Origin of the sequence: Pseudomonas sp. CBZ-4 (assembly GCF_000346755.1) — a bacterium.
Taxonomy (GTDB): Bacteria; Pseudomonadota; Gammaproteobacteria; order Pseudomonadales; family Pseudomonadaceae; genus Aquipseudomonas.
Window position 1 is genome coordinate 1 of record NZ_ANNV01000163.1, and the last position, 24,652, is coordinate 24,652.

The window sequence follows — 24,652 nt, forward strand, 5'->3', positions numbered from 1 at the left end:
TCAGGCAATGCATTTGTTGCTGACCCACCGCTATCGCAGGCAAGCCAGCTCCCACAGTTTTGATCTTCATGTGCTCCAGATTCTCGGTGCAATGGCTTCCCGGCCTAGCACTGCCGGGCGTAGCAATTTCCATAAATCAATCAACCATGCCCGTGCCAACAACGCCTCACTGGCCAGGCAGCGGGCAACCAACAGGCCCGGCAATTGGCTCAAGTCGCCGCGAACGGCATGGGGCAGGGCGCGGCAGGTTTCCAGTAATTCAGGGTCAATCTCGCCCGTCAGCAGCAACGTGGCAAACACCGGTTGCCCATCCAGCCCAATCGGCGAGTCGAGCAAACCATCGGCGCCGACAATGCGCTGGCGCTCGTGCCAGAGCAACTGGCCGTCGCGGCGGATATCCAGCTGGGATTGAAAGTGCCCCAGGTCAAAGCGCTCGCCGCTGGCGGGGCGGCCGAGGGCGACCACGTCCCAGTAGAACAGGTGCGCATCGCCTTGCAGCTCGATGCGGGTGGTGAGTTCGGCCTGGGCCGCGCTGAACACGATGGTTTCCTGGGGCAGCCATTCCAGCGTCGCACCCGCTTCGACCGTGAGGTCAAGCTGCTGGAACGCCGGGCCGCTGGCGCGGTACCACTTGGCCGCGCCGGGGCTGGTCAACTGCGCCCAGGCACCCGCGCCGACGTGGGCGCTGATGTCCAGGCGATCACCGCCGGCAATCCCGCCGGGCGGGTGCACGATGATGTGCTGGCACACCTCGGGGCCTTCGGCGTACAGGTGCTTTTGCACCCGCAGCGGGCCGAGGTGGCGGCGCATCACCGGGCGCGTGGTGTCGCCGAAACGCGCGTAGCCGAGGTTCAGCTCGGCGTGCCAGCTGGGGGTGAACAGGGCAGAGGGCAGGTTCATGTCGTTGTGCTTATCGTTAGGACGCTACAGATTAGATCGTAACGAGGCCGCGCACACCCTCGCTCTCCATGTTTTCGCCACGGCCCTGGGCCACAATTTCGCCTCGGGACATCACCAGGTACTGGTCGGCCAGTTCGGCGGCAAAGTCGTAGAACTGCTCCACCAGCAGGATCGCCATATCGCCACGGGCCGCGAGTTTTTTGATCACCGCGCCGATCTCCTTGATCACCGACGGCTGGATGCCTTCGGTGGGCTCATCGAGGATCAGCAGGCGTGGCCGGCTGGCCAGCGCGCGGCCAATCGCCAACTGTTGCTGCTGGCCGCCGGACAAGTCACCGCCGCGCCGGTGTTTCATTTGCAGCAGCACCGGGAACAGCTCGTAGATAAACGCCGGGACTTCCTTGGCTTCCGAGCCGGGGAAACGTGCGAGGCCCATCAGCAGGTTTTCTTCCACCGTGAGCCGGCCAAAAATCTCGCGGCCCTGGGGCACGTAGGCGATGCCGGCGTAGACGCGCTGGTGCGGCTTGAACGTGGTGATGGCCTTGCCTTCCCAGTTCACTGCGCCTTCCTTGGCGGGCAACAGACCCATCAGGCACTTGAGCAGGGTGGTCTTGCCCACGCCGTTACGGCCGAGCAGGCAGGTGACTTCGCCGACCTTCACGTCAAAAGACAGGCCGCGCAGAATGTGGCTGCCGCCGTAGTACTGGTGCAATTTGTCGACTTGCAACATCTTCAAAACCTCCTCGATCCCCCTGTGGGAACCGGTTCAAATGTGGGAGCTGGCTTGCCTGCGATGGCGGTGTACCTGATGCACCGCTATCGCAGGCAAGCCAGCTCCCACATAAAGCAGTCCGTGTCTGGGTTAGCGACCGAGATAGACTTCGATCACCCGCTCGTTTTCCTGCACCTGCTCCAACGACCCTTCAGCCAGCACGCTGCCCTGGTGCAACACGGTCACATGGTCGGCAATCGCGCCGACAAAGCCCATGTCGTGCTCCACCACCATCAACGAGTGCTTGCCCGCCAGGCGCTTGAACAGGTCGGCGGTGAATTCGGTTTCGGCGTCGGTCATGCCCGCCACCGGTTCGTCCAGCAGCAACAGTTGCGGGTCTTGCATCAGCAGCATGCCGATTTCCAGGAACTGCTTCTGCCCGTGGGACAACAAGCCGGCCGGGCGCTGTACCGAGGCGGTCAGGCGGATGGTGTCGAGGACTTCGTCGATGCGGTCCTTCTGCTCGCCACTCAGGCGCGCGCGCAGGCTGGCCCACACGGACTTGTCGGTCTTCTGCGCCAGCTCCAGGTTTTCGAACACGCTGAGGGCTTCGAACACCGTGGGTTTCTGGAACTTGCGGCCGATGCCGGCCTGGGCGATCTGCACTTCGCTCATGCCGGTGAGGTCGAGGTTTTCGCCAAACCAGGCGGTGCCATGGCTGGGCCGGGTCTTGCCGGTGATCACGTCCATCAGCGTGGTCTTGCCCGCGCCGTTGGGGCCGATGATGCAGCGCAACTCGCCCACGCCGATGTACAGGTTCAAGTTGTTGAGGGCCTTGAACCCGTCGAAGCTGACGCTGATGTCTTCCAGGGTCAGGATGGTGCCGTGGCGCGTGTTCAGGCCCTTGCCGGCGGCCTGGCCAATACCGATGGCATCGCGGCCGCTGCCGGCGTCGAAAATAGGTTCCAGCATGACGTTCCTCATTTCTTCAGCAGCCCGATCACGCCCTTGGGCAGGTACAGGGTGACGATGATGAACAGCGCCCCCAGGAAGAACAGCCAGTATTCCGGGAAGGCCACGGTGAACCAGCTCTTCATGCCATTGACCACGCCGGCGCCGAGCAGCGGGCCGATCAACGTGCCGCGCCCGCCGAGGGCGACCCACACGGCGGCTTCGATGGAGTTGGTCGGCGACATCTCACTGGGGTTGATAATGCCCACCTGCGGCACATACAACGCCCCGGCCAAACCACACAGCACCGCGCTCAACACCCACACGAACAGCTTGAAACCACGCGGGTCGTAGCCACAGAACATCAGGCGGTTCTCCGCATCGCGCAGCGCCGTCAGCACGCGGCCGAACTTGCTTTGCGCCAGGCGCCAGCCGATGTACAGGCTCGTCACCAGCAGCAACACCGTCGCGACAAACAGCACCGCCCGCGTCCCCGGTTCGGTGATGCCAAAACCGAGGATGCTGCGGAAATTGGTGAAGCCGTTATTGCCGCCAAAACCGGTCTCGTTCCTGAAGAACAACAGCATCCCGGCAAAGGTCAGGGCCTGGGTCATGATCGAGAAATACACGCCCTTGATCCGCGAGCGGAAGGCGAAGAAGCCGAACACCAGCGCCAGCAGACCCGGGGCCAATACCACCAGGCACATGGCCCAGAGGAAGTGTTCGGTGCCGACCCAATACCACGGCAGTTCGGTCCACGACAAAAAGGTCATGAACGCCGGCAGCTCATCGCCGGACGCCTGGCGCATCAGGTACATACCCATCGCATAGCCGCCGAGGGCGAAGAACAAACCGTGGCCGAGGGACAACATCCCCGCATAGCCCCACACCAAATCCAGGGCGAGGGCGACGATGGCGTAGCAGAGGATCTTGCCCACCAGCGTCAGCGTGTAGGCCGAGATATGAAAGGCGCTGTCGGCCGGCAGCAGCGACAGCAACGGCAGCGCCAGCAGCAGGATCAGGATCACCCCACCCACGGCGATTGTCACTTTGGGGCCGGCCTTTTGCGCGGCCGTGAGCATCAATGGCTGGTTCATCAGTCGATCACCCGTCCTTTCAGTGCGAAGAGTCCTTGCGGGCGTTTCTGGATAAACAGAATGATCAGCGCGAGGATCAGGATCTTGCCGAGCACGGCGCCGATCTGCGGTTCGAGAATCTTGTTGGCGATGCCCAAACCGAACGCAGCCATGACGCTACCGGCCAATTGGCCGACGCCGCCGAGCACCACCACCAGAAACGAGTCGATGATGTAGCTCTGGCCCAGGTCCGGGCCGACGTTGCCGATCTGGCTCAGCGCGACGCCGCCCAAACCGGCGATGCCGGAACCGAGGCCAAACGCGAGCATGTCCACCCGCCCGGTGGGCACGCCGCAGCACGCCGCCATGTTGCGGTTCTGGGTCACGGCGCGCACGTTGAGGCCCAGGCGCGTCTTGTTCAGCAGCAGCCAGGTCAGCACCACCACGCACAGCGCAAACGCGATGATGACGATGCGGTTATACGGCAGCACCAGGTTGGGCAGCACTTGAATGCCGCCGGACAGCCAGGCGGGGTTGGACACTTCGACGTTCTGCGCACCGAACACCAAACGCACCAGCTGGATCAGCATCAGGCTGATGCCCCAGGTGGCGAGCAGGGTTTCCAGTGGCCGGCCATACAGGTGACGAATCACCGTGCGCTCCAGTGCCATGCCGATGGCGGCGGTGACAAAAAACGCCACTGGCAGCGCGATCAGCGGGTAGAACTCGATGGCCTGCGGCACATAACGCTGCATGAGCATCTGCACGACATAGGTGGAGTAGGCACCGAGCATCAGCATCTCGCCATGGGCCATGTTGATCACGCCGAGCAGGCCGAAGGTGATCGCCAGACCCAGGGCCGCGAGCAGCAGGATCGAGCCCAGGGACATGCCGCTGAAGGCCTGGCCGAGGATCTCGCCGACCATCAACTTGCGCTTGACCTGGGCCAGGCTGGTTTCGGCGGCGGTGTGCACGGCGGCGTCGGTTTCCACGCCGGGGGCGAGCAAGGCTTCCAGGCGCGTGCGGGCCAGCGGGTCGCCGGTGTTGCCGAGCAAACGCACGGCGGCGAGGCGCACGGCCGGGTCGCTGTCCACCAGTTGCAGGTTGGCCAGGGCCAGGCTGAGGGCGGTGTGCACGTCCTCATCGGTCTCGCTGGCGACCTGCTGGTCGAGGAATTTCAATTGCGCGGGTTGCGCGGTTTTTTGCAGGGTTTGCGCAGCGGTCAGGCGCACCTTAGGATCGGCGGCGAGCAATTGCTGGCTGGCGCGGACGTTGTCGATCAGGCCGCGCAGGCGGTTGTTCAGGCGCACGGTCCTGGTTTCGCCGTTGAGCGTGAGTTGGCCTTGTTGCAGGGCGTCCACCAGCTCGATGCGCGCCGGGTCGGGCTGGGCAGCCCAGTCTTGCAAAAGCTTGGCTTGTTGCGCCGGGTTGGCGGCGAGGAAATCTTCGGCGTCGCTGGCGTGTGCGGCGAAAGGCAGCAACAGCAGGGCGGCGAGGATGAAGCGGTACAGGGCAGTGGGCATAGTCTTGGGCCTTGCTCAAACTAATGTGGGAGCTGGCTTGCCTGCGATGGCGGCGACTCGGTGTGCCTGATGCACCGCTATCGCAGGCAAGCCAGCTCCCACAGGGATCGTGTCGGCCTCACGTGCCGACACCCCTCGGATCAGTTGCTCTTGACGGCGTAATCCGGCTTCTTGTCATTGCCCGGAATGTACGGGCTCCACGGCTGTGCACGGATCGGCTCATTGGTCTGCCACACCACCGAGAACTGCCCATCGGCCTGGATCTCGCCGATCATCACCGGCTTGTGCAGGTGGTGGTTGGTCTTGTCCATGGTCAGGGTGAAGCCCGACGGCGCGGCAAACGTCTGCCCGCCCAGCGCTTCACGCACTTTGTCGACGTCGGTGGACTTGGCTTTCTCCGCCGCCTGCGCCCACATGTGGATGCCCACGTAGGTGGCTTCCATCGGGTCGTTGGTCACGGCCTTGTCGGCGCCCGGCAGGTTGTGTTTCTTCGCGTAGGCTTTCCAGTCGGCGACGAATTTCTTGTTCACTGGGTTCTCCACCGACTGGAAGTAGTTCCAGGCGGCGAGGTTGCCCACCAGCGGCTTGGTGTCGATGCCGCGCAGTTCTTCTTCGCCCACGGAGAAGGCCACCACCGGTACGTCGGTGGCTTTCAGGCCCTGGTTGGCCAGTTCCTTGTAGAACGGCACGTTGGAGTCGCCGTTGACGGTGGAGATCAGGGCGGTCTTGCCGCCGGCGGAGAATTTCTTGATGTTGGCGACGATGGTCTGGTAATCGGCGTGGCCGAACGGGGTGTAGACCTCTTCGATATCTTTATCCGCCACGCCTTTGGAATGCAGGAACGCGCGCAGGATCTTGTTGGTGGTGCGCGGGTACACGTAGTCGGTGCCCAACAGGAAGAAGCGCTTGGCGCTGCCGCCTTCTTCGCTCATCAGGTATTCCACGGCCGGGATGGCTTGCTGGTTCGGCGCTGCGCCGGTGTAGAACACGTTCGGCGACATCTCTTCGCCTTCGTATTGCACCGGGTAGAACAGCAGGCCGTTGAGTTCTTCAAACACCGGCAACACCGATTTGCGCGACACCGAGGTCCAGCAGCCGAACACCACGGCGACCTTGTCCTGGGTCAGCAACTGCCGGCCTTTCTCGGCAAACAGCGGCCAGTTCGACGCCGGGTCGACGACCACCGGTTCGAGCATCTTGCCGTTCACCCCGCCCTTGGCGTTGATCTCGTCGATGGTCATCAGCGCCATGTCTTTGAGCGACGTTTCGGAGATGGCCATGGTCCCGGACAGCGAATGCAGGATGCCGACCTTGATGGTCTCGGCGGCCTGGATCGTCCAGGTCATGCCCATGGCGGCAATGGATGCCGAGAGAGTGAAAGCCTTGATCAAGCTGCGACGCTTCATGGTGCAATCTCCGAGAACTCAACATTGTTATGAGGGGTGCAAGTCGAGGAGGTGATTGCAAGCGCTGTGCCTAGTCGGGAAACGGCATGAAATGGTCGTTTCGCCCGGGGCGACGAGGGGTTGGCGCACCATGAAATGGCAAGCCGGGCTGCCAGGTGCGCCGCTGTGCGCTACAACGGGGCGCGTTCAGCGCTTGCGCATCAGGCCGATAAAAAACAGCCCGCCGATGGCCGCCGTGGCCACGCCGATGGGCAGGTCTTCGGGGGCGATCAGGGTGCGTGCGGCCACGTCCACCCACACCAGGAACAGGCTGCCCAGCAGCGCACACACCGGCAACAAACGGCGATGTTCGGCGCCCACCAGACGCCGCGCGATGTGCGGGATCATCAGCCCGACAAAGCCGATGGAGCCGCTGATGGACACCAATACACCGGTCATCAGCGAGGCCACCAGGAACACCTTCAAACGCACCGTGCGGGCGTTGATACCGAGGGTCACGGCGGTTTGCTCGCCGGCCATCAGGGCGTTGAGCGGGCGGGCCATGCCGACCAGCACCAGCAGCCCCAGCAGCACCGTCGCGGTGGGGATCGCCAGCAGTTCCCAGCGCGCCAGGCCCAGGCCGCCGAGCATCCAGAACATCACCGCCGACGCGGCGCGATGGTCGCCCATGAACAGCAACAGATTGGCCGCTGCCATCATCACAAACGACACCGCCACGCCGCACAGCAGCAGGCGATCACTCTCCAGGCGGCCATTGCGGCTGGCCACCGCCAGCACCACCAGCATGCTTGCCAACGCGCCGATGAAGGCGGCGATGGGCAAGGTCAGCAGGCCGACGATTTCACCCACGTGCAGCACCACGATCACTGCGCCCAAAGTGGCACCGGACGTGACGCCCAGCAGGTGCGGATCAGCCAGCGGATTGCGCGTGACGGCCTGCAACACCGCGCCAATCAAGGCCAACCCGGCGCCGACCAACGCGCCCAGCAACATGCGCGGCACGCGAATCAGCCAGACGATATGTTCCTGCCCCGCCGGCCAATTCACCTCGCCGATGCCAAAGGCCTTGTGCAGCATGATCCGCCACACCACGTCCACCGGCACCCGCGCCGGTCCAAAGCCCAGCGAGAGGACGCAGGACACCAGCAACAGCGCAGCCAGGGCCGCGAGCAACAAGGCATAGCGACGGCTGATCATTCGCCGTGGAACCCCTTGGCCAGCGTCTCGACGGCCAGCACGTTGTCGATGCCCGGCGTGGCCTGCACATACGGGATCACGATAAAGCGCTGGTTCTTGATCGCATCCACGCCTTGCAATGCGGGGCTGTTCAGCAGAAACGCCTGTTTCTGCTCGGCGGTGATTTCGCTGTAATCGACGATCACGATCACCTGCGGGTTGCGCTCTACCACGGTTTCCCAGTTGACGCGGGTCCAGCTGGCGTCCACGTCATCGAGGATATTGCGCCCACCGGCCGCCGCGATCAGCGCCTGGGGCATGCCCAGGCGGCCGGAGGTCATGGCGCGGTCTTCGCCGCTGTCGTAGAGGAACACGCGGGGTTTATCGGCCGGCAGGTCTTTTTGCACCTCATCGACCTGGGCCTGCATCTGCGCGATCAGGGTGTTGGCGCGGTCTTGCACGTCGAAGATCCTGCCCAGGTTGCGCAGGTCGTTATAGGTGTCCTCCAGTGTCGCGGCCGGGCGCTTCATCACGAAGGCGCAGGATTCGGTCAGCTCGTACACGTTGATGCCCAAGGGTTGCAGCGTGGCTGGCGTGAGGTCGCCGCCGACGCGCATGCCGTAGTCCCAGCCGGCGAAGAAGAAATCCACGTTGGCGTTGAGCAGGGTTTCTACCGAGGGATATTTGCTCGCCAGTTCCGGCAAACCGTCGAGGGTATTGGCCATTTCCGGCGTCACCGACTTCCAGCCGGTCACGCCGCTGTAGCCGGCCATGCGCGGCTTGAGGCCGAGGGCGAGCATCATCTGGGTCATGTTGATGTCGTGGCTGACCGCGTGCTTGGGCGCTTCCTGAAAGGTTACGTCGCGGTTGCAGCTTTTGACGGTGACCGGGTAATGGGTGGCCTCGGCGAAGGCTTCAGCGGCACCGGACAACAGGGCTACAGCCAGCAGGGAACGCAGGATCATGGTTGGGTTATCCAGGTGATTCGGGGGTGGTCGGACAAGGGGTGGCGGTCGATCAAGGCTTCGACGCCAAACACTTCGCGCAGCAGTTCGGCGGTCAGCACTTCATGGGGCGTGCCGCTGGCGACGATGCGCCCGTGGTGGATCACATACAGGCGGTCACAGAAAGCGGCGGCCAGGTTCAGGTCATGGATGCTCGCCAGGGTGCCGATGTTCAGGCGCTTGACCAGCCGCAGCAGCTCCAGCTGGTAGCGCGGGTCGAGGTGGTTGGTGGGCTCGTCGAGAATCAGCAATTGCGGTTGCTGGGCCAGGGCGCGGGCGAGGATCACCCGTTGTTTTTCACCGCCGGAAAGGGTGGCGAAGGCGTGGTCTTCGAAGCCGTGCATGCCCACTGATTCGAGCGCGGTTTGCACCAGCTGCTGGTCGTGCAGCGTATCGCCATCGAACACGCCTTTGTGGGGCGTACGGCCCATGGCGATCACTTCATCCACCCGCAGGCCAAAGGCATCGGGGAATTCCTGGAGCACCACGGCGATGCGTTGCGCGCACCATTTGGCGCTTTGCTTCCACACGTTCTGGTGGTCGAACATGACGTCGCCGCGCGCCGGCTGGGTAAAGCGATAGGCGCAGCGCAGCAGGCTGGTCTTGCCGCTGCCGTTGGGGCCGATCAGGCCGACGAACTCCCCCGCACCGACCTGCAGGCTGGCGTCACGCAGGTGGAACTGGTGATGGCAGTGGCCTGCGGGGGACCAATTGAGGTCAGTTAGGGTTAGCGATGTCATCAATACTCTCAGGTCCAACGCAGATCAAAACTGTGGGAGCTGGCTTGCCTGCGATAGCGGTGGATCAGGCAATACATCTCTGCCAGGTTGACCGCTATCGCAGGCAAGCCAGCTCCCACATGGGGCTCTGTGGTGTGTTCGGTTAGAAGGTGTAGTCCGCCGTGACGAAGAACGAGCGCGGTTCACCGAGGATCCACTGCTGCCCATCATTGTATTGGCTGACCGCATAGGTGCGATCAAACAGGTTATTCAACTGCAACCCCAGCGTGGTATTGCGCATCGCCTTCCACGACACCGTCGCATCCACCACGGTATAGCTCGGCAGCTCATTTTGATTGGCCATGTCGGCATACCGCGCATCCACATACCGCACGCCGGCACCGGCGCGGATGTCGTCGGTCACGGCCTTGCTCAGCCACAGGTTGGCGGTGCGGCGCGGTACGTCCACCGGGCGGTTGCCGTCGCGGGAGACTTGCACGCCGTTGACGTCCTGCTTGAAGTCGTCGTATTGCGCATGCACCAGCGCCGCGTTGGCTTGCAGGGCCCAGGCGTGGGGCAGTTGCAGGTCGAGGCTGGCTTCCAGGCCACGGGAGGATTGCTGGCCGACTTGCTGCTGGCGGCTCGGGTCGCCCGGTACGTCGGTGAGCAGTTTCTTTTTGACGATGTGGTACGCGGCCAGGGTCCACTCGCCACGCTGGTCCCAGAAGGCTTGCTTGATACCGATCTCGGTTTGCTTGGCGGTGGACAGGTCGAACTGCTGCTGACCGGGGCTCAGGGAAATCAGGCCGCCGACGCCGTCGGTGCTGGTGGCGTACTGGCCGTAGAGCGAGGTGTCCGGGGTGATCGCGTAGACCAGGCCGGCTTTCCAGTTATTGCCGGTGAGGGTCTTGTCGGACTGCTCGCCGGTGCGCAGGTTGTCGCGGTCGACGTGGGCGTAGTCGCGACGGATGCCGGTGACCAGCGCCAGTTGATCGGTGAGTTGCAGGCGGTTTTCGGCGAAGCCGGCGACGGTTTTGGTGGTGGTGGCGAACAGCGGTTGGAACGCGCTGTCGCTTGCGAACTGGCCGGGTGCCGGATGGTTCACGTCGATGGGTTGGCCATCGGCAAAGCTGTCGGTGAACGGCGAGTTGCTGGCCAGGCGGAAGCGGATGCGGTTGTATTCCACGCCGGTCACGGTCTGGCTGTCGAGGCCGAACAGGGTGTGCTTGAAGGTGAACGTCTGGCGGTCGCCGACCTGTTCCTGGTTGTGCTTGATCCCGTAGTTGCCGCTGCGGGTGAGCTGGCCGTCGGTGAAGTTGTAGTTCTCGGCGTTCTGCCAGCGGCGCTGGTTTTTCAGGTAGAACAGCTCGTTGCTGGCGCTGACGTTATCGCTGATCTGCCACTCGCTGGTCAGGCGCGTCCACTGGTCGTTGTAGTGCTGGATGTCGTCGCGGACGTTGTAGTTTTTCTCGCGCAGGCCTTTGTGCAACTGGCCGTTGATCAGCGGCGTGCCGAAGTAGTTTTGCGGGCGCTGGTCGCCGTAATCGCTGGCGAGGGTGAAGCTGAGGTTGTCCGCCGCCTGCCAGCGCAGGGCGCCGCTGATGAAGTCGCTGCTGGAGTCGCCACGGTCGATGAAGCCGTTGCTGCGCAGGCGGTTGAGGTTGAGGCGATAGCTCAGGGTGTCGGTCAGCGAACCGCCGCTGTCGAGGGCCTGTTGCTGGCGGTCATAGGAACCGTAGCCGAGGCGGATGTGGTTTTCGATCTCGCCTTCAAACGGCTTTTTCGGCACGGTGTTGATCACCGCGCCGGTGGCGCCTTCGCCGTACAGCACCGAGGCTGGGCCGCGCAGCACGTCCACGCGTTCCACCGCCCAGGTGTCCACCGGGAAGGTCGAGGTGCCCATGCCCATGTACATGCGGGTGCCGTCGTAGAGCTGCATCACCGAGCCCTGGCCGGTAAAGCCTCGGGCCGACAACGAGGTGCCGCCGTCGCCCGGCGTGCCGGTGCGGCTGATGCCGGTGGCGCGGGAAATCGCGTCCTGCACGCTGGCGTCGCCCCGTTCACGGATTTGCGCGCCGGTCTGGCTTTCGACGCTGCCGGGGGTTTGCAGGGCCGTGAGGTTCAGGCGCGAACCGGCGGTGGTCGGGGTCTTCAGGTCGATGTGTTCATCATCGACAGCCGGAGCGGTGACGGGGCTGGCGGGCAGGGTCAGGGCCTGGGCGCTGGTGTGCAGGGCGAGCAGGCACAGCCCGGACGCGAGGTACTTGTTCATCGGTTGATCAGTCTTCTTGGCAGGGTGCTCGCCGCAGGGCGCGGCGAGCAACGATAACGCAGTAAGTGTTATAAGTTAACACTTATTCGCTGCGCGGCAAAACGTCGCGCAAGGCTACAGAAGTGCTCTATGGCGGGCATCTCACGGGTTTCATGTCGAACCTGAGGCAGATTCATGTCGGTTGAAAAACCGTGACAGCACCAGGCGATCCAAGGCCCACACGAGGATCAACGACGCGCCCACCAACGGGAAAATTATCGCCAGGCCGAGCATGATCACCATCGCGGTTTTCCACTTCGGCAGGTCATGGCGCAGCGGCGGCACCCCGAGCTTGCCCTGGGGTTTGCGCTTCCACCAGATCACCACGCCGCTGACGGCGCTGAGCAGGATCATCAGGCAGATCAGCAACACGATCAGTTGGTTGACCCAGCCGAACATCTTGCCTTCGTGCAGCATCACCCCGGTTTCGGTGGCGCGGGCGACGGTGTTGTAGTGCTGCCAGCGCACATCGGCGAGGACCTTGCCGGTGTACTGGTCCACATGCAGGGTGGCGTCGTTGCGCGGGTCGTCGGCGAACACCGCGACGGTGAACACGCCTTCGGCGGTGGTGGGGAAGGTGATGCTGTAGCCGGGCTCGACCTTGCGTGCGTTGGCCAAATCCACCACCTGTTGCAGACGCAGGGTCGGCGCGGCGGGAGCAGAATGCATGGCGCCGTGGTTCATGTGCTCGGCGTGGTCGCCAGACATCGGCATCGGCGTGTTTTCCATGGCCCAGGGCACGGTCTGTTGGCTCGCGGTATTGAGCACGCGCGCCTGCTGGTCTGACTGCGGCACGTCGTTCCACATCGCGGCGGGGAATTTGTTCCACAGGTCGGCGTATTGCTTGCCCCAGAAGCCGGTCCAGGTCATGCCGCTGAGCAGCATCACCAGCAACAGCGCCGCGCCCCAGAAACCGGTGACGGCGTGCAGGTCGCGCCAGAGCACGCGGCCGCGACTGCTGAAGCGTGGCCACAACACACCGGCCGGCGATCTACCGCGCGGCCACCACAGGTACACGCCGGACACCACCAACATCACGCCCCAACCGGCGGCGAGCTCCACCAGGCGGTCGCCGACGGTGCCGATCATCAGCTCACCGTGCAGGGCGCGGGCGATGGCTTGCAGGTTGTACTTGGCGTCCTGCTCACCGAGGACGCTGCCGCGATAGGGGTCGATGAATACCGTGAGTTCGCGGCCTTTGTCGTGCAGCACGAACTGCGCGCTGCTGGTGGTGGTGGCAGGCGGCAGGTATTTGCTGATGGCGGCCTGGGGGTAGGCGGCTTTGGCGCGTTGCAGTTGCTCGTCGGCGGTCAGCGCGTGTTCGGCGGCCGGGACGGTGAGCAGGTGGCCGTACATCAGCGGGTCGAGCTGGGGTTTGAACAGGTAGATGATGCCGGTCAGGGCCAGCAGCACCATGAAGGGGGCGACGAAGAGGCCGGCGTAGAAATGCCAGCGCCAGGCCAGGTTGTAGAAGGAGATGTTTGGGGTGCTCATCAGGGGTGCTCCGCAACGCTTAATTTATTGTAGTCAGTCAGGCCGCTATCGCAGGCAAGCCAGCTCCCACAGGTGGAATGCGTTTCACTGTGGGAGCGGGCTTGCCCGCGATGCTTTTAGAAGCTCATGTCGACCTTGGTCCACAGGGTGCGACCAGGCTCCTTGATGGCCTGCGGATCATTGGCCGGGTAGCCGAACCCGGCGTTGCCCGCCAGGTTCAAATGCTCGGCGTAGGCCTTGCCGAACAGGTTGTCCACACCGGTGCTGACCTTGAAGTTTTTGTTGATGCGGTACGCCGCGTTCAACGAGAACACGCCAAAGCCGCCGCTCTTGTCGTAGTCCTTGCCGACCACGTTGCCCTTGTTCTGATCGATGCGGTTTTGTGCCGCGACCACCCGCCACAAGGCGCCGGCGCTCCAGTCGTCTTCGCTGTAGGTGAGGCCCAGGCGTGCGTCCAGCGGCGGCATTTGGGGCAGGGCCTTGCCGTCGCTGCTGTTCTTGCCCCAGGCGTAGGCGAGGGTGGCGTCGGTTTTCCAGTGGCGCGTCAGCTTGTACGCCGCGCCCAGTTCGCCGCCCATGATCCGTGCGTCGACATTGCGCGCCTGGGAGGTGGTGCCCATCATCCCAGGCTTGTAGTCGAACAGGATGAAGTCCTGCACGCGGCCGATGTAGCCCGAGGCCCAGGCTTCGAGGTCGGCGCTTTTGTACTGCGCGCCAAAGTCGAGTTGGGTGGTCTTCTCCGGTTTCACGCCGTCGAAGGCATTCACCGCACCCGCTGCGCCGGTGTTCGGCGAAAACAGTTCCCAGTAGTCGGGGAAGCGTTCCGAATGGCCCAGGCCGGCGTAGAGGGTGGTGGGGCTGTCGGCCAAGTCGTGTTCATAACGCACGAAGCCGGACGGCAAGGTGTCGGCGCGGGTGTTGTCGGCCGTCGGGTTGGCGCGGGCGCTCATGCCGGAGCCGGTGCGCTGGCGGAAATCCTTGGCCGAGGCGCGGTCCAGGCGCGCGCCGGTGATCAGGCGCTCGCGGTCGGCGGCGTACCAGGTGAGTTCGCCGAACACCCCGTAGTTGTGGAAGTTGGCGTCCTTGACCCGGGGCAGGTCCTTGTAGGTGTCGATGCCCATGCTGCTGCGCTGGCGGTGTTCGTTGGTCTGCGCATCGAGGCCGCTGATCAACTGCACATCGGCCCAGCGCCAGGTGGCCTTGATCCGCGCGCCAAGAGTGCGGCGGTCGACGTTGGACGCCATCGGCCCGGCCATCATCCCGGTGCCGGACGGCGTGCGCAGTGTGTAGTTGTCCATCACATGGTCGGCGTAGTTGTAGTAGACCTGGGCCTCGACCTTGTCCAGCACCTCGCCGATGTTGGATTTTTCGAAGCGCAACCCGAGGCTTTCCCGCAGGAACTGCGAGCCGTCCATGCCGCGTCCGGCGTAGCGCGCTTCGCCATCGCCACGGCCGGCGGTGAGTTCCAGCAGGGTGTCGGCGTCGGGGGTGAAGCCGACGGCCACGTCACCGTTCCACTTGTCGTAGCGCGAGGCGACGGTGTCGTTGTTGCCGTCCTTGTAGTCATCGGCGTGGGCCTGGTTGCCGATCACTCGCACATAGCCAAGCGGGCCACCGGCGGCGGCATCGATGACCTTGTCGAAGCGCCCGTTGGAGCCGGCCAGCACGCTGGCGTTGAGGCGTGTGCCCAACTCGCCGAACTGCTCCGGTTCACGTTCGAACAGGACGGTGCCGGCGGAAGCGCCCGGGCCCCAGAGCACGGTTTGCGGGCCTTTGATCACGGTGAGCTTGTCGTAGGTTTCCGGGGAAATGTACGAGGTCGGCGCGTCCATGCGGCCGGGGCAGGCGCCGAGCATCATGCTGCCATTGGTGAGGATATTCAGGCGCGAGCCAAACATGCCGCGCAGCACCGGGTCGCCGTTGGTGCCGCCGTTGCGCACCAGGGCAAAGCCCGGGATGGTCTTGAGGTAGTCGCCGCCATCGCTGGCGGGCACCGGTTGGCGCGGGTCCTTGGGGTTGGTGATTACGGTCAGCGGTGAGCTGGGGGCAATCGCGGTGATGACGGTGGGGCTCAGTTCGTTTTCATCGGCGTGAGCCAGTGGCACCAAGAGTGCGCCGCACAGAACGGCGAACACGGGGGTACATCCCAAACGGGAGTCAGCAGTAAACCTGGACATGACAAATTCCATCAATCAATCGTAAACAACACGGCCAGCAGCCTGCGGCTGTCTGTCTAAAGTCGGCCGGGGTGAAGTGACGCTGTGAAGTGCTTACGCGATGATGGGCGGCGCGCGGCTGCGGGCGCCGGGGAAGATGCTCTGCCGGGCATGTCCCAGGCGCGTGGCGGGGATGAGGGCGGTGGCCGGCGGTGGGGCGCCGAGGGTAAGCGTGGAAACGCCGCCGGGCAGGGCGGGGCAGCTGTAGAGCAGGTCGCAATAGCCGCACTTGGCCCAGAGGGCGTGGTGTTCGTCAGGGGCTTTGGGGTGATGGGATTCGCCGTGGTCCATCGGCATGTCCATGGACATGCTCATCGACATACCGGCGTGATGATCCATCGGCATCGCTTGGGAAATCAGCGGACCGATAAAGATCATCAGCATGGCGAACAGGCTGATCCAACTGCCGCGCGTTACGCGGGCGTGTGGCGACAACCTGGCGCGGGGGGCGCCCATCGAGTGTTGGCCTAGTGGGCGTGTTTATGCTCGTGGGCGGCCATCGGCGGCACCTTTTGCACCGACACTTCGACCTCGACCTTGCCGGCTTTTTCGAAGGTGAGGGTCAGCGGGAATTGCTTGCCGTCGGCCAACAGGCTGCGGTCTTTGAGGCCCAGCAGCATGACGTGGTAGGCCATCGGCGCGAAAGTCAGCTCGCCCTTGGCGGGCACGGCGACGTTGGGGACTTGCTGCATCTTCATCAGGTCGCCCTGCATGACGTGTTCATGCAACTCGGCCTTGTCGGCGACGGGCGTCTCGACGCTGAGCAGGCGGTCCGGCGTTTCGCCGGTGTTATGAATCACAAAGTACGCCGCCACCGTTGGCGCATTCGGCGGCAACTCCTGGGACCAGGGGTCGCTGACCAGCAGGTCGCCGGCCTTGTAGTCATCGGCATTGGCAGCACTGAACACCGGCAGCAGCAACGCGGCCAGAAGCAGGGAAGATTTGAGCATGGCAGTTCTCCAGAACGGTTCTAAACGCAGTTCACTTGCGAAGACATCAGGCCGTTGGAGAGGCGCGCGGGTTGAGGCTCGGCCATTGCTGGCGCGGGGTCGGGCTTTGCAGCTGGGGCGGCGGCAAGCTTTGAGCGGTGTTGAATTGGGTGAGGTACAACTGCGGCACATGCCCCGGCAACGCCACCAACGGCGCGGAGCCCGAGCAACACCAGCAATGCTGCATGGTGGAGTGATCGTCCTGCTGCGGTGCCGGGATGTCCAGCTTGCCCAGGGCGATGGTCTTGAGCGTGGCGCCATTGGAGGAACAGAAACTGCCCCACAACAATTGCTGCACCGGGTCCTGGGATTGCTGCATCGCGCTGGCCATTGGCATGGCAAAGGCGTTGAATAGCACTGCAAGGCAGGCGATCCAGGCGATTGCAAAGCGTTGACGGGCCATGGCGGACAATCCGTAGGGTTAAACGATCAGGTGGGTATTTAGCCTGATCGTAGGGGATAAGTAAAAAGGGGTGGTGTGGTTTGGTGTCGCAGTGACTGATCTCAGGATAGACGCAAACCACGGATTGCCATTTTTGCAGATAGGGCACGATGCTCAAGGCGATGCATAAACCTGTGGGAGCTGGCTTGCCTGCGATGGCGGTGTGTTTGTGACATGGGCGCTGACTGGCCCACCGCTATCGCAGGCAAGCCAGCTCCCACATTTTGGATTGCGCTCGGCTATCGCTTGCTGTTTAGCCTGCTGGTTGCACGAGCAATGTCGTCTTGCCCCATTTTGATCAATGAACCATCGCCCGGGTCTTCTTCGATGCAGGCCTCGAGGAACGCATCCATATCTTCTTGTGTAAGGAGATAGTCGGCAACGTCGAAACGAGTGAATCCTGTCTTTCTGTCAGGGAGGTATTGGGCTTTTTCCAACCATTGGTTTAATCGCGCTGCGACTGCGGGTTCATCCGATTCCAAGGCCTCGGCTTCAAGGCTTAGCGCTTCTGCAAACTCGGGATTGGCGATTATGTGTTCGATAATCGTCTGTTCGGCTGGTCGAATTAAGCACTGGGTGTGGGTTTTCTTCGTCATGCGATGAACCTCATGTTTAACGTCAGTGGACGAAATGTTGAGGATCATCGCCATTGGAATACCGGGCTAGGAAGCCAGCGGGTTCCGGTGTCTTTGTAGGTCTGTTCCTATTAGGTTTCTGTGCTGCTCGAGCTTTGAGGTTCTCTGCAGAAATCTTCGACAAGCCTTTAAGGTTGCCCCTAGGAAACTCAATCCCTAGTCTCCGTACACCGCTGCAAACGCAGCGGCCGGGCGTCGCGGCCCGAACAGATCAAGCATTGCCTCCTTTCAGTTGACACTTTTTTATCGTCTACTGTGCGGCGCTATGGTGGCTGTGCGCGGGATACCTTCGGGTATGCCGGTTTCCTTGATCTCCGGTCCGCGAACCTGCGTACAGCTGCCACCCTATCGCGTCGCGGCGATGAGTGGCAGCTCCACTTAGATTAAGGAGCTTCACAATGATCAAACCCACCCCCAACCCCCCCGTTCGGCTCTTCACCGTTGCCGAAGGCATCAGCACCGAAGACCTGTTGGTCAACCTCAGCGAAACCCTCGCCTCAGCCAATGCGCTGAGCTGCGATCTGGCATTTAACCTGGAAGGCTCGAAACGAGAGGAGTTGCTTGGCGTTGCGCAGTTGATTGAGCTGGCGCAGGCGCTCGCGGATCGTGTGCACGAGGGTTTCGGCCCTGCGACAACTGCAGCCTGACAACACCGTCCAAAATGTGGGAGCGGGCTTGCCCGCGATTGCGGTACATCAGTTATAGATGAGCTGGCTGACAGGACGCCATCGCGGGCAAGCCCGCTCCCACAGGGGATTTGTGGTGGTTAGAGAGTGGTGATTGCCTGTAGTAGCGAAGGTACGGTGGTGAATTCTTGATCTACCTGAGCCAGAACGGGCCGCTTCAACACCAACACCGGCACCCCAAGCTCCCTTGCCACCTCCAGCTTCGGCTCCGTCGCCGTGCTCCCGCTGTTCTTGCTGATCAGCACATCAATCCCACGCCGTTCGAACAGCACCCGCTCATCCTCGATCAAAAACGGCCCGCGCGCGCCGATCACTTCGCAGCGTTCATTGCCCGGATACACATCCAGTGCACGCAGCGTCCAGAACTGCTCCGGCGGGATTTCATCAAGGTGCTGCAACGGCTCACGCCCCAAGGTGAATAGCGGGCGCTTGAATGGCTTCAACGCTTCAATCAAAGAAGCCCAATCACTGACCTCCCGCCAATCATCCCCCGCCTGCGGCTGCCACGCCGGGCGGCGCAAGGCCCAGCAGGGCACGCCGCTCAACTGCGCGGCCTCGGCCGCATTGCGGCTGATCTGCGCTGCATACGGATGGGTCGCGTCGAGAATCAGGCTGATCCCTTCATCCCGAACAAACTGTGCCAAGCCCTCGGCGCCGCCATAACCACCGACCCGCACCTGGCAGGTCAGGTCGGTCGGTACGCGCCCAACGCCGGCGAGGCTGTAGATATGTTCCGGGCCCAATGTGCGAGCGATGGCCAACGCTTCCGTCACGCCGCCCAGCAGCAGGATACGTTTCATAGCGGCTTGACCACTTCCAGCAAGGTGATTGGCAACGCCTGCCGCCACGTATCAAAGTCCCCCAGCGGCTGCGCCTGGGCCACGTGGATGCGCGTGAGTTCGCCGCCATGCCGGGCGCGCCAGTCCATCAGGGTCAGTTCAGTTTGCAGGGTCACGGCGTTTGCCACCAACCGCCCGCCTGGCCGCAGGTGTTGCCAGCACGTGTCGAGCACGCCGTCGCGGGTGACGCCGCCGCCGATGAAGATCGCGTCCGGGGCTTCCAGGCCGTGCAGCGCATCCGGGGCCTTGCCACGGATCAGTTGCAAACCGGGCACGCCAAGGGCGTCGCGGTTGTGTTCGATCAAGCCTTGGCGGCCTTGATCGGCTTCAATCGCCAGCGCGCGGCAACTCGGGTGCGCACGCATCCACTCAATCCCGATGGAACCGCTGCCCGCGCCCACATCCCACAGCAATTCCCCGGGCATCGGCGCGAGGCGGGCGAGGGTCATGGCGCGCACATCGCGCTTGGTCAGTTGGCCGTCGTGTTTGAACGCCGAATCGGGCAGGCCGGCCAGGCGTGACAGGCGCTGAGCCTGCGGGTCAGCCACACAGTCGATGGCGACGAGATTCAAATCGGCGACTGACGCGTGTTGCCAATCCACAGCTCGCCCATCAAGACGCCGTTCATCCGAGCCGCCCAAGTGCTCAAACACAGACATGCGGCTCGGCCCAAACCCGGACGCGGCCAACAACGCGGCAATCAACGCCGGACTGCCGCCGTCATTGCTCAACACCAACAACCGCACGCCACTGGCCAGATGCGCATTCAACGCCGCCAACGGCCGCGCCACCACGGACAGCGTCACCACGTCCTGCAACGGCCAGCCCAAGCGCGCCGCCGCCAACGACACCGACGACGGTGCCGGCAGGATCAGCAGCTCATCCGCCGCCACCTGCCGTGCCAGGCTCGCGCCCACGCCGTAGAACATCGGATCGCCGCTGGCCAGCACGCACACGGGCTCGCCGCGCCGCGCCAGCACCGGCTCCAGTGAAAACGGGCTCGGCCACACCTCGCGTGCGCCACGAATACACACCGGCAACAGGTCCAACTGGCGCTGAGCACCTATAATCCGCGTGGCGCGCAACAGGGCGTGCCGGGCATTGCGGCCCAGGCCCTTGAAGCCGTCTTCACCGATGCCTACAACCGTCAGCCAGGGCGACATAAAGATTCCTTGAGCGACATCCGACGGGCAGGCTTTTCATGCCGCCGGACAAAGCAGGCATAATACCGCGCCTTTACCCATCGACCGGTAGCCCCGTGAAACCATCGCCCGCTGTGAATACCTTGCGCCCCTCGGCTTGTCCGGGGTTGCTGCGTATTGTCCAGGCGTTGGACGGCGGCATTTGCCGGATCAAACTGGCCGGCGGTTCCATCACCGCCGCGCAAGCCCATGCGGTGGCGGACGCGGCCCAGGCCTATGCGGGCGGGGTGATCGAGGCGACCAACCGCGCCAACCTGCAGATTCGCGGGATCGGCAGCGAAGAGGGCGCGTTGATCGCCATGTTGCTGGCCGCCGACCTGGGCCCCAACAACGCCGCGGGCGACGACGTGCGCAACCTGATGCTCAGCCCCAGTGCCGGGATCGACCCGCAGATGCTGTTCGACACGCGCCCGCTGGCCGATCAGATCCTCGATACCCTGCAAGGCCATCCGCGTTTCCATGAGCTGTCGGCCAAGTTCGCCGTGCAACTGGATGGCGGCGAGGACCTGGCGATGCTTGAACATCACCATGACCTGTGGCTGTCGGCGTTCGTGCGCGATGGCCAGACGCTGCTTGCGTTTGGCCTGGCCGGTTGCCCGGGGCTGGATGCGCCGCTGGCTGCCGTGCCGCTGGAGCAAGGACATGCACTGGTGGTGGGCGTGTTGGAGGCGTTTCTCGACCTCGCCACGCCAGAGCAGACCCGCATGCGTCATCTGGCTGTGGATAAGTTATTGAGCCGCCTCAGCCTGCCGTTGCTACCGGCCGACGGCTTCAAACGCCCGCCCAGCGGCGAGTTGCTGCACCTCGGCACTTATCCACAGGTGCAAAAAAATCAGTTCTACGTGGCTGCCATCGCACCGTTGGGCCGCCTGGACGCGACGATGCTCAAAGGCGCTGCGCAACTGGCCAGCGACTACGGCGACGGCACGTTGCGCTTCACCCCTTGGCAAGGCGTGCTGCTGCCCTGCGTCGAAAAACCCCACGCCGTGACCGAACGCCTCATGCAGCTGGGCTTTCTGTGTTCAATCGACCAGCCCCTGGCGCGCATGACCGCCTGCACCGGCTCCAGCGGCTGCGGCAAGGCCCTGGCCGACACCAAGGCTGATGCGGTGCAACTGGCCGCCCTGCAATCGGCGCATGACGTGCACCTGTCCGGCTGCCCGCGCTCCTGCGCCGCCGCGCACACCGCGCCGGTGACCTTGCTGGCCGTGAGCCCCGGCCACTACGACCTCTATTTTCGCGATGCAGCCCAGCCCGGTTTCGGCCGGCTGCACGCGCATGCCCTTTCTATTGAAGCGACGGGCGCCTTGCTGCGCGCCCGCCCACGGAGCAACACCGATGATTGATTACATCCGCGACGGTCAGGAGATCTATCGCAACTCCTTCGCCATTATTCGCGCGGAAGCCAAGTTGGAGCGCATCCCGGCCGACCTGGAAAAACTCGCGGTGCGGGTGATTCATGCCTGCGGCATGGTCGACGCCATCGACGGCCTGCAATTCTCCGAAGGTGCAGGCAAGGCCGGGCGCGATGCGCTGGCCGCTGGCGCGCCGATCTTGTGCGATGCGCGGATGGTCTCCGAAGGCGTGACCCGTGCGCGCCTGCCGGCCAACAACGAGGTGATCTGCACCCTGCGCGACGACAGCGTGCCGGAGCTGGCGCGGGAGCTGGGCAACACCCGTTCCGCTGCCGCGCTGGAGCTGTGGCGCCCGCATTTGGAAGGCAGCGTGGTGGTGATCGGCAACGCACCGACCGCCTTGTTCTACCTTCTGGAAATGATTGACGCCGGCGCACCGAAACCGGCGTTGATCCTCGGCTTCCCGGTGGGTTTTGTCGGCGCCGCCGAATCCAAGGCGATGCTCGCCGCCGATAGCCGTGGCGTGCCGTTCGTGATCATGCAGGGCCGCCTGGGCGGTAGTGCGATGGCCGCCGCCGCGGTGAATGCCCTGGCCACGGAGGTCGAATAATGCAGGCGCGCGGACGTTTGATCGGCCTGGGCGTCGGCCCCGGCGACCCGGAACTGATCACCCTCAAGGCCTTGCGCCTGCTGCGTGAGTCGCCGGTGGTGGCGTACTTCGTGGCCAAGGGCAAGAAGGGCAACGCCTTCGGCATCATCGAGGACCACCTGGTGCCTCAGCAGACCCTGATGCCGCTGGTGTACCCGGTGACCACCGAAGCCTTGCCGGCGCCGATGTCGTACGAGCAAGTGATCAGCGACTTCTACGACGCCGCCAGTGTGGACGTGGCTGCGCACCTGGACGCCGGTCGCGACGTGGCAGTGATCTGCGAAGGTGATCCGTTCTTCTACGGCTCCTACATGTACCTGCACGACCGCCTCGCCGAACGTTATGACGCGCAAGTCATCCCCGGCGTGTGCTCGATGCTTGGCGGCGCCTCGGTGCTCGGTGCGCCGCTGGTGTATCGCAACCAGAGCCTGTCGGTGCTCTCGGGTGTGTTGCCCCATGACGATCTCAAGCGCCGTTTGGCCGATGCCGATGCGGCCGTGATCATGAAACTGGGCCGCAACTTTCCGAAAGTGCGCCAGGTGCTGGAGGAACTCGGCCTGGCCGGGCGCGCGTTGTATGTGGAACGCGCGACCATGGCCAATCAGAAGATCGTGGCGCTGGATCAGGTGGATCCGTCGTCGTCGCCGTACTTCTCGCTGATCATCGTGCCCGGTGAACGGTGGCAAGGTTGATGAGCCCGGCGATTGTCATTCTGGGCCAGGGCAGCCTGGCCACTGCGCGCAAGATCCAGCAGGTTTACCCCGGCGCGTTGATCCACGGCTTGGCTACACGGGTTGAAGGCGCGGACCAGACCTACAGCGAATTCGGCGCGACCCTGCGTCAGCTGTATCAACAGGGCACGCCGCTGATTGCGCTGTGCGCTGCTGGCATCGTGATCCGCACCCTCGCGCCGCTGCTGCTGGAAAAGGGCGAAGAACCAGCCGTGCTGGCGGTGGCCGAAGACGGCAGCGCCGTGGTGCCGCTGCTCGGTGGCCTGGGCGGTGTGAACGTGATGGCGCGGGAGATTGCTGCTGCGCTGGACGTGGCCGCTGCGATCACCACCAGTGGCGAGCTGCGATTTGGCACCTGCCTGCTCAACCCGCCAAGCGGTTATGAACTGGCCGACCTGGAGTTGGGCAAACGCTTCGTCTCCGACCTGCTGGCCGGCGCCAGCGTGCGCATCGAAGGCGCGGCGCCGTGGCTGGACCAGGCCGACTTGCCGCAGGATCAGCAGGCGCACCTGGCGATTCATGTGGGCAGTGCCGCGCGTGTGCCGGCCGCCAACGAATTGCTGATCTATCCGAAGACCGTCAGCGTGGCCTGCAAGCCGGGCGCGCAGTTGGCCGAGCGTGTGCGCTCGGCGTTGCATGACGCGGGCATTGCCGTGCAATCCCTGGCGTGCCTGTTGGCCAGCGACACGCAGATGGCCGAAGCCTCGTTGCATGAAGCGGCGCTGGAGCTGGGTGTGCCGCTGCGGTTTGCCCGCGTCAGCCAGGACGCGGACATCGTGATCAACGTTGCCGAGCAGCCGCTGGATCTGTCGCAGGTGGGCCGTGTGCGCGGCCGTCTCGCCGTGATCGGCCTGGGCCCCGGCGCGGCCGAACTGATGGTGCCAGCGGTGAAGGCCGAGCTGGCCCGCTGCACCGACGTGCTCGGCTACGAAACCTACGTGCGCATGGCCGGGCCGTTCCGTGACGACCAGGTGCAGCACTGCACCGATAACCGCGAAGAAATGCAGCGCGCGCGCCACGCGTTCGAGCTGGCCGCCCAAGGCCGCTCGGTGGTGGTGGTGTCGTCCGGCGATCCGGGGGTGTTTGCCATGGCCGCTGCGGTGCTCGAAGCGTTGCATGAGTCCAGTGAGCCGGCGTGGCATCAGGTTGACCTGCAGATCCTGCCGGGCGTCTCGGCGTCCCTCGCCACCGCTGCCCAGGCGGGCGCGCCGTTGGGGCATGACTTCTGCGTGATGTCGTTGTCGGACAACCTCAAGCCCTGGTCGATCATCGAAAAGCGCCTGGACCTCGCGTCCCAGGCCGACCTGGCGCTGGCGTTCTACAACCCGATCTCGCGCTCGCGGCCGTGGCAACTGGGGCGTGCCCTGGAAATCGTCGCGCTGCATCGCACGCCGGAAACGCCGGTGGTGCTGGGCCGTGATATCGGGCGCCCGGGCCAGACCCTGCGTGTCACCACCCTTGGGCAACTGACGCCTGAGCAAGTGGACATGCGCACCATGGTGTTGATTGGCTCATCCACTACCTGCGTGTTCCCGCGCGCCGGTGGCGGTGAATGGGTGTACACGCCGCGTTGGTACGGCGAGAAACCCGCCTCCTGAAAACAGCCTCGCGGCTGCCGGAAAGCTCCGAATGACCC

Annotated in this window: 23 protein-coding genes; 5 read left to right on the plus strand and 18 right to left on the minus strand. The window is 63.9% G+C overall.

Translation table 11 applies throughout. The features are described 5' to 3' along the window. Nucleotides 1–66: 66 nt before the first annotated feature. From B348_RS0123635 to B348_RS1000000131650, 16 genes are all read right to left on the minus strand, one after another. On the minus strand, nucleotides 67–900 hold the full coding sequence (locus B348_RS0123635) for an urease accessory protein UreD (protein ID WP_017738505.1): 834 nt from the start codon (nucleotides 898–900) through the stop codon (nucleotides 67–69). Between the two features lie 31 nt (nucleotides 901–931). Further along, complete coding sequence (urtE, locus tag B348_RS0123640; RefSeq protein ID WP_017738506.1) at nucleotides 932–1,630, minus strand: urea ABC transporter ATP-binding subunit UrtE; 699 nt, start codon at nucleotides 1,628–1,630, stop codon at nucleotides 932–934. A gap of 132 nt (nucleotides 1,631–1,762) precedes the next feature. Further along, complete coding sequence (urtD, locus tag B348_RS0123645; protein WP_026137014.1) at nucleotides 1,763–2,596, minus strand: urea ABC transporter ATP-binding protein UrtD; 834 nt, start codon at nucleotides 2,594–2,596, stop codon at nucleotides 1,763–1,765. Beyond that, nucleotides 2,593–3,660 carry an urea ABC transporter permease subunit UrtC gene (gene urtC / locus B348_RS0123650; protein WP_017738508.1) on the minus strand — a complete coding sequence of 356 codons (1,068 nt, stop codon included), beginning with the start codon at nucleotides 3,658–3,660 and terminating at the stop codon, nucleotides 2,593–2,595. Before urtC ends, urtD begins: the two co-directional genes overlap by 4 nt. Then, entirely contained in the window at nucleotides 3,660–5,162 is a 1,503-nt protein-coding gene (urtB, locus tag B348_RS0123655; protein WP_017738509.1) for an urea ABC transporter permease subunit UrtB, read from the minus strand. Before urtB ends, urtC begins: the two co-directional genes overlap by 1 nt. Nucleotides 5,163–5,302: 140 nt before the next feature. Next, entirely contained in the window at nucleotides 5,303–6,568 is a 1,266-nt protein-coding gene (gene urtA, locus B348_RS0123660) for an urea ABC transporter substrate-binding protein (protein WP_017738510.1), read from the minus strand. Between the two features lie 186 nt (nucleotides 6,569–6,754). Next, entirely contained in the window at nucleotides 6,755–7,765 is a 1,011-nt protein-coding gene (locus tag B348_RS0123665; RefSeq protein WP_017738511.1) for an iron ABC transporter permease, read from the minus strand. Beyond that, nucleotides 7,762–8,709, minus strand: a complete 948-nt coding sequence (locus B348_RS0123670; RefSeq protein WP_017738512.1) for an ABC transporter substrate-binding protein — start codon at nucleotides 8,707–8,709, stop codon at nucleotides 7,762–7,764. Before B348_RS0123670 ends, B348_RS0123665 begins: the two co-directional genes overlap by 4 nt. Beyond that, the gene (locus B348_RS0123675) at nucleotides 8,706–9,488 is read right to left on the minus strand and encodes an ABC transporter ATP-binding protein (RefSeq protein ID WP_017738513.1); all 783 of its coding nucleotides are present in this window, start codon (nucleotides 9,486–9,488) and stop codon (nucleotides 8,706–8,708) included. The genes B348_RS0123670 and B348_RS0123675 overlap by 4 nt, the downstream gene beginning before the upstream one ends. 142 nt (nucleotides 9,489–9,630) lie before the next feature. Continuing rightward, nucleotides 9,631–11,739 carry a TonB-dependent siderophore receptor gene (locus B348_RS0123680; protein ID WP_017738514.1) on the minus strand — a complete coding sequence of 703 codons (2,109 nt, stop codon included), beginning with the start codon at nucleotides 11,737–11,739 and terminating at the stop codon, nucleotides 9,631–9,633. 150 nt (nucleotides 11,740–11,889) lie between these two features. Further along, on the minus strand, nucleotides 11,890–13,272 hold the full coding sequence (locus tag B348_RS0123685) for a PepSY domain-containing protein (protein ID WP_017738515.1): 1,383 nt from the start codon (nucleotides 13,270–13,272) through the stop codon (nucleotides 11,890–11,892). A 116-nt stretch (nucleotides 13,273–13,388) separates the two neighbouring features. Beyond that, nucleotides 13,389–15,449 carry a TonB-dependent copper receptor gene (locus B348_RS0123690; RefSeq protein ID WP_032865147.1) on the minus strand — a complete coding sequence of 687 codons (2,061 nt, stop codon included), beginning with the start codon at nucleotides 15,447–15,449 and terminating at the stop codon, nucleotides 13,389–13,391. A gap of 93 nt (nucleotides 15,450–15,542) precedes the next feature. Next, on the minus strand, nucleotides 15,543–15,944 hold the full coding sequence (locus B348_RS0123695; protein ID WP_017738517.1) for a DUF2946 domain-containing protein: 402 nt from the start codon (nucleotides 15,942–15,944) through the stop codon (nucleotides 15,543–15,545). Nucleotides 15,945–15,955: 11 nt separating this feature from the next. After that, the gene (locus B348_RS0123700) at nucleotides 15,956–16,438 is read right to left on the minus strand and encodes a copper chaperone PCu(A)C (protein ID WP_017738518.1); all 483 of its coding nucleotides are present in this window, start codon (nucleotides 16,436–16,438) and stop codon (nucleotides 15,956–15,958) included. Between the two features lie 46 nt (nucleotides 16,439–16,484). After that, nucleotides 16,485–16,880, minus strand: coding sequence for a DUF2946 domain-containing protein (locus B348_RS0123705; RefSeq protein WP_017738519.1), 396 nt, complete (start codon nucleotides 16,878–16,880; stop codon nucleotides 16,485–16,487). Between the two features lie 278 nt (nucleotides 16,881–17,158). Then, nucleotides 17,159–17,515, minus strand: a complete 357-nt coding sequence (locus B348_RS1000000131650; protein ID WP_157356553.1) for a hypothetical protein — start codon at nucleotides 17,513–17,515, stop codon at nucleotides 17,159–17,161. A gap of 437 nt (nucleotides 17,516–17,952) precedes the next feature. Here B348_RS1000000131650 and B348_RS0123715 point away from each other — a divergent pair, with 437 nt between their 5' ends. Then, a complete protein-coding gene (locus B348_RS0123715) occupies nucleotides 17,953–18,201 on the plus strand; it encodes a DUF6124 family protein (RefSeq protein ID WP_017738521.1) in 249 nt (82 codons plus the stop codon). 119 nt (nucleotides 18,202–18,320) lie between these two features. Here B348_RS0123715 and B348_RS0123720 read toward each other — a convergent pair whose 3' ends face one another. Then, a complete protein-coding gene (locus B348_RS0123720) occupies nucleotides 18,321–19,040 on the minus strand; it encodes a cobalt-precorrin-6A reductase (RefSeq protein WP_017738522.1) in 720 nt (239 codons plus the stop codon). After that, nucleotides 19,037–20,242 carry a bifunctional cobalt-precorrin-7 (C(5))-methyltransferase/cobalt-precorrin-6B (C(15))-methyltransferase gene (locus B348_RS0123725; protein ID WP_017738523.1) on the minus strand — a complete coding sequence of 402 codons (1,206 nt, stop codon included), beginning with the start codon at nucleotides 20,240–20,242 and terminating at the stop codon, nucleotides 19,037–19,039. The genes B348_RS0123720 and B348_RS0123725 overlap by 4 nt, the downstream gene beginning before the upstream one ends. 38 nt (nucleotides 20,243–20,280) lie before the next feature. Here B348_RS0123725 and cobG point away from each other — a divergent pair, with 38 nt between their 5' ends. The 4 genes from cobG to cobJ are packed head-to-tail and all read left to right on the plus strand — an operon-like array spanning nucleotide 20,281 to nucleotide 24,614. After that, the gene (cobG, locus tag B348_RS0123730; protein ID WP_032865150.1) at nucleotides 20,281–21,627 is read left to right on the plus strand and encodes a precorrin-3B synthase; all 1,347 of its coding nucleotides are present in this window, start codon (nucleotides 20,281–20,283) and stop codon (nucleotides 21,625–21,627) included. After that, nucleotides 21,620–22,246, plus strand: a complete 627-nt coding sequence (locus tag B348_RS0123735; protein WP_017738525.1) for a precorrin-8X methylmutase — start codon at nucleotides 21,620–21,622, stop codon at nucleotides 22,244–22,246. The genes cobG and B348_RS0123735 overlap by 8 nt, the downstream gene beginning before the upstream one ends. Next, nucleotides 22,246–22,977, plus strand: a complete 732-nt coding sequence (locus tag B348_RS0123740; protein ID WP_017738526.1) for a precorrin-2 C(20)-methyltransferase — start codon at nucleotides 22,246–22,248, stop codon at nucleotides 22,975–22,977. The genes B348_RS0123735 and B348_RS0123740 overlap by 1 nt, the downstream gene beginning before the upstream one ends. Next, nucleotides 22,977–24,614, plus strand: coding sequence for a precorrin-3B C(17)-methyltransferase (gene cobJ, locus B348_RS0123745; RefSeq protein ID WP_017738527.1), 1,638 nt, complete (start codon nucleotides 22,977–22,979; stop codon nucleotides 24,612–24,614). Before B348_RS0123740 ends, cobJ begins: the two co-directional genes overlap by 1 nt. Nucleotides 24,615–24,652 lie beyond the last annotated feature (38 nt).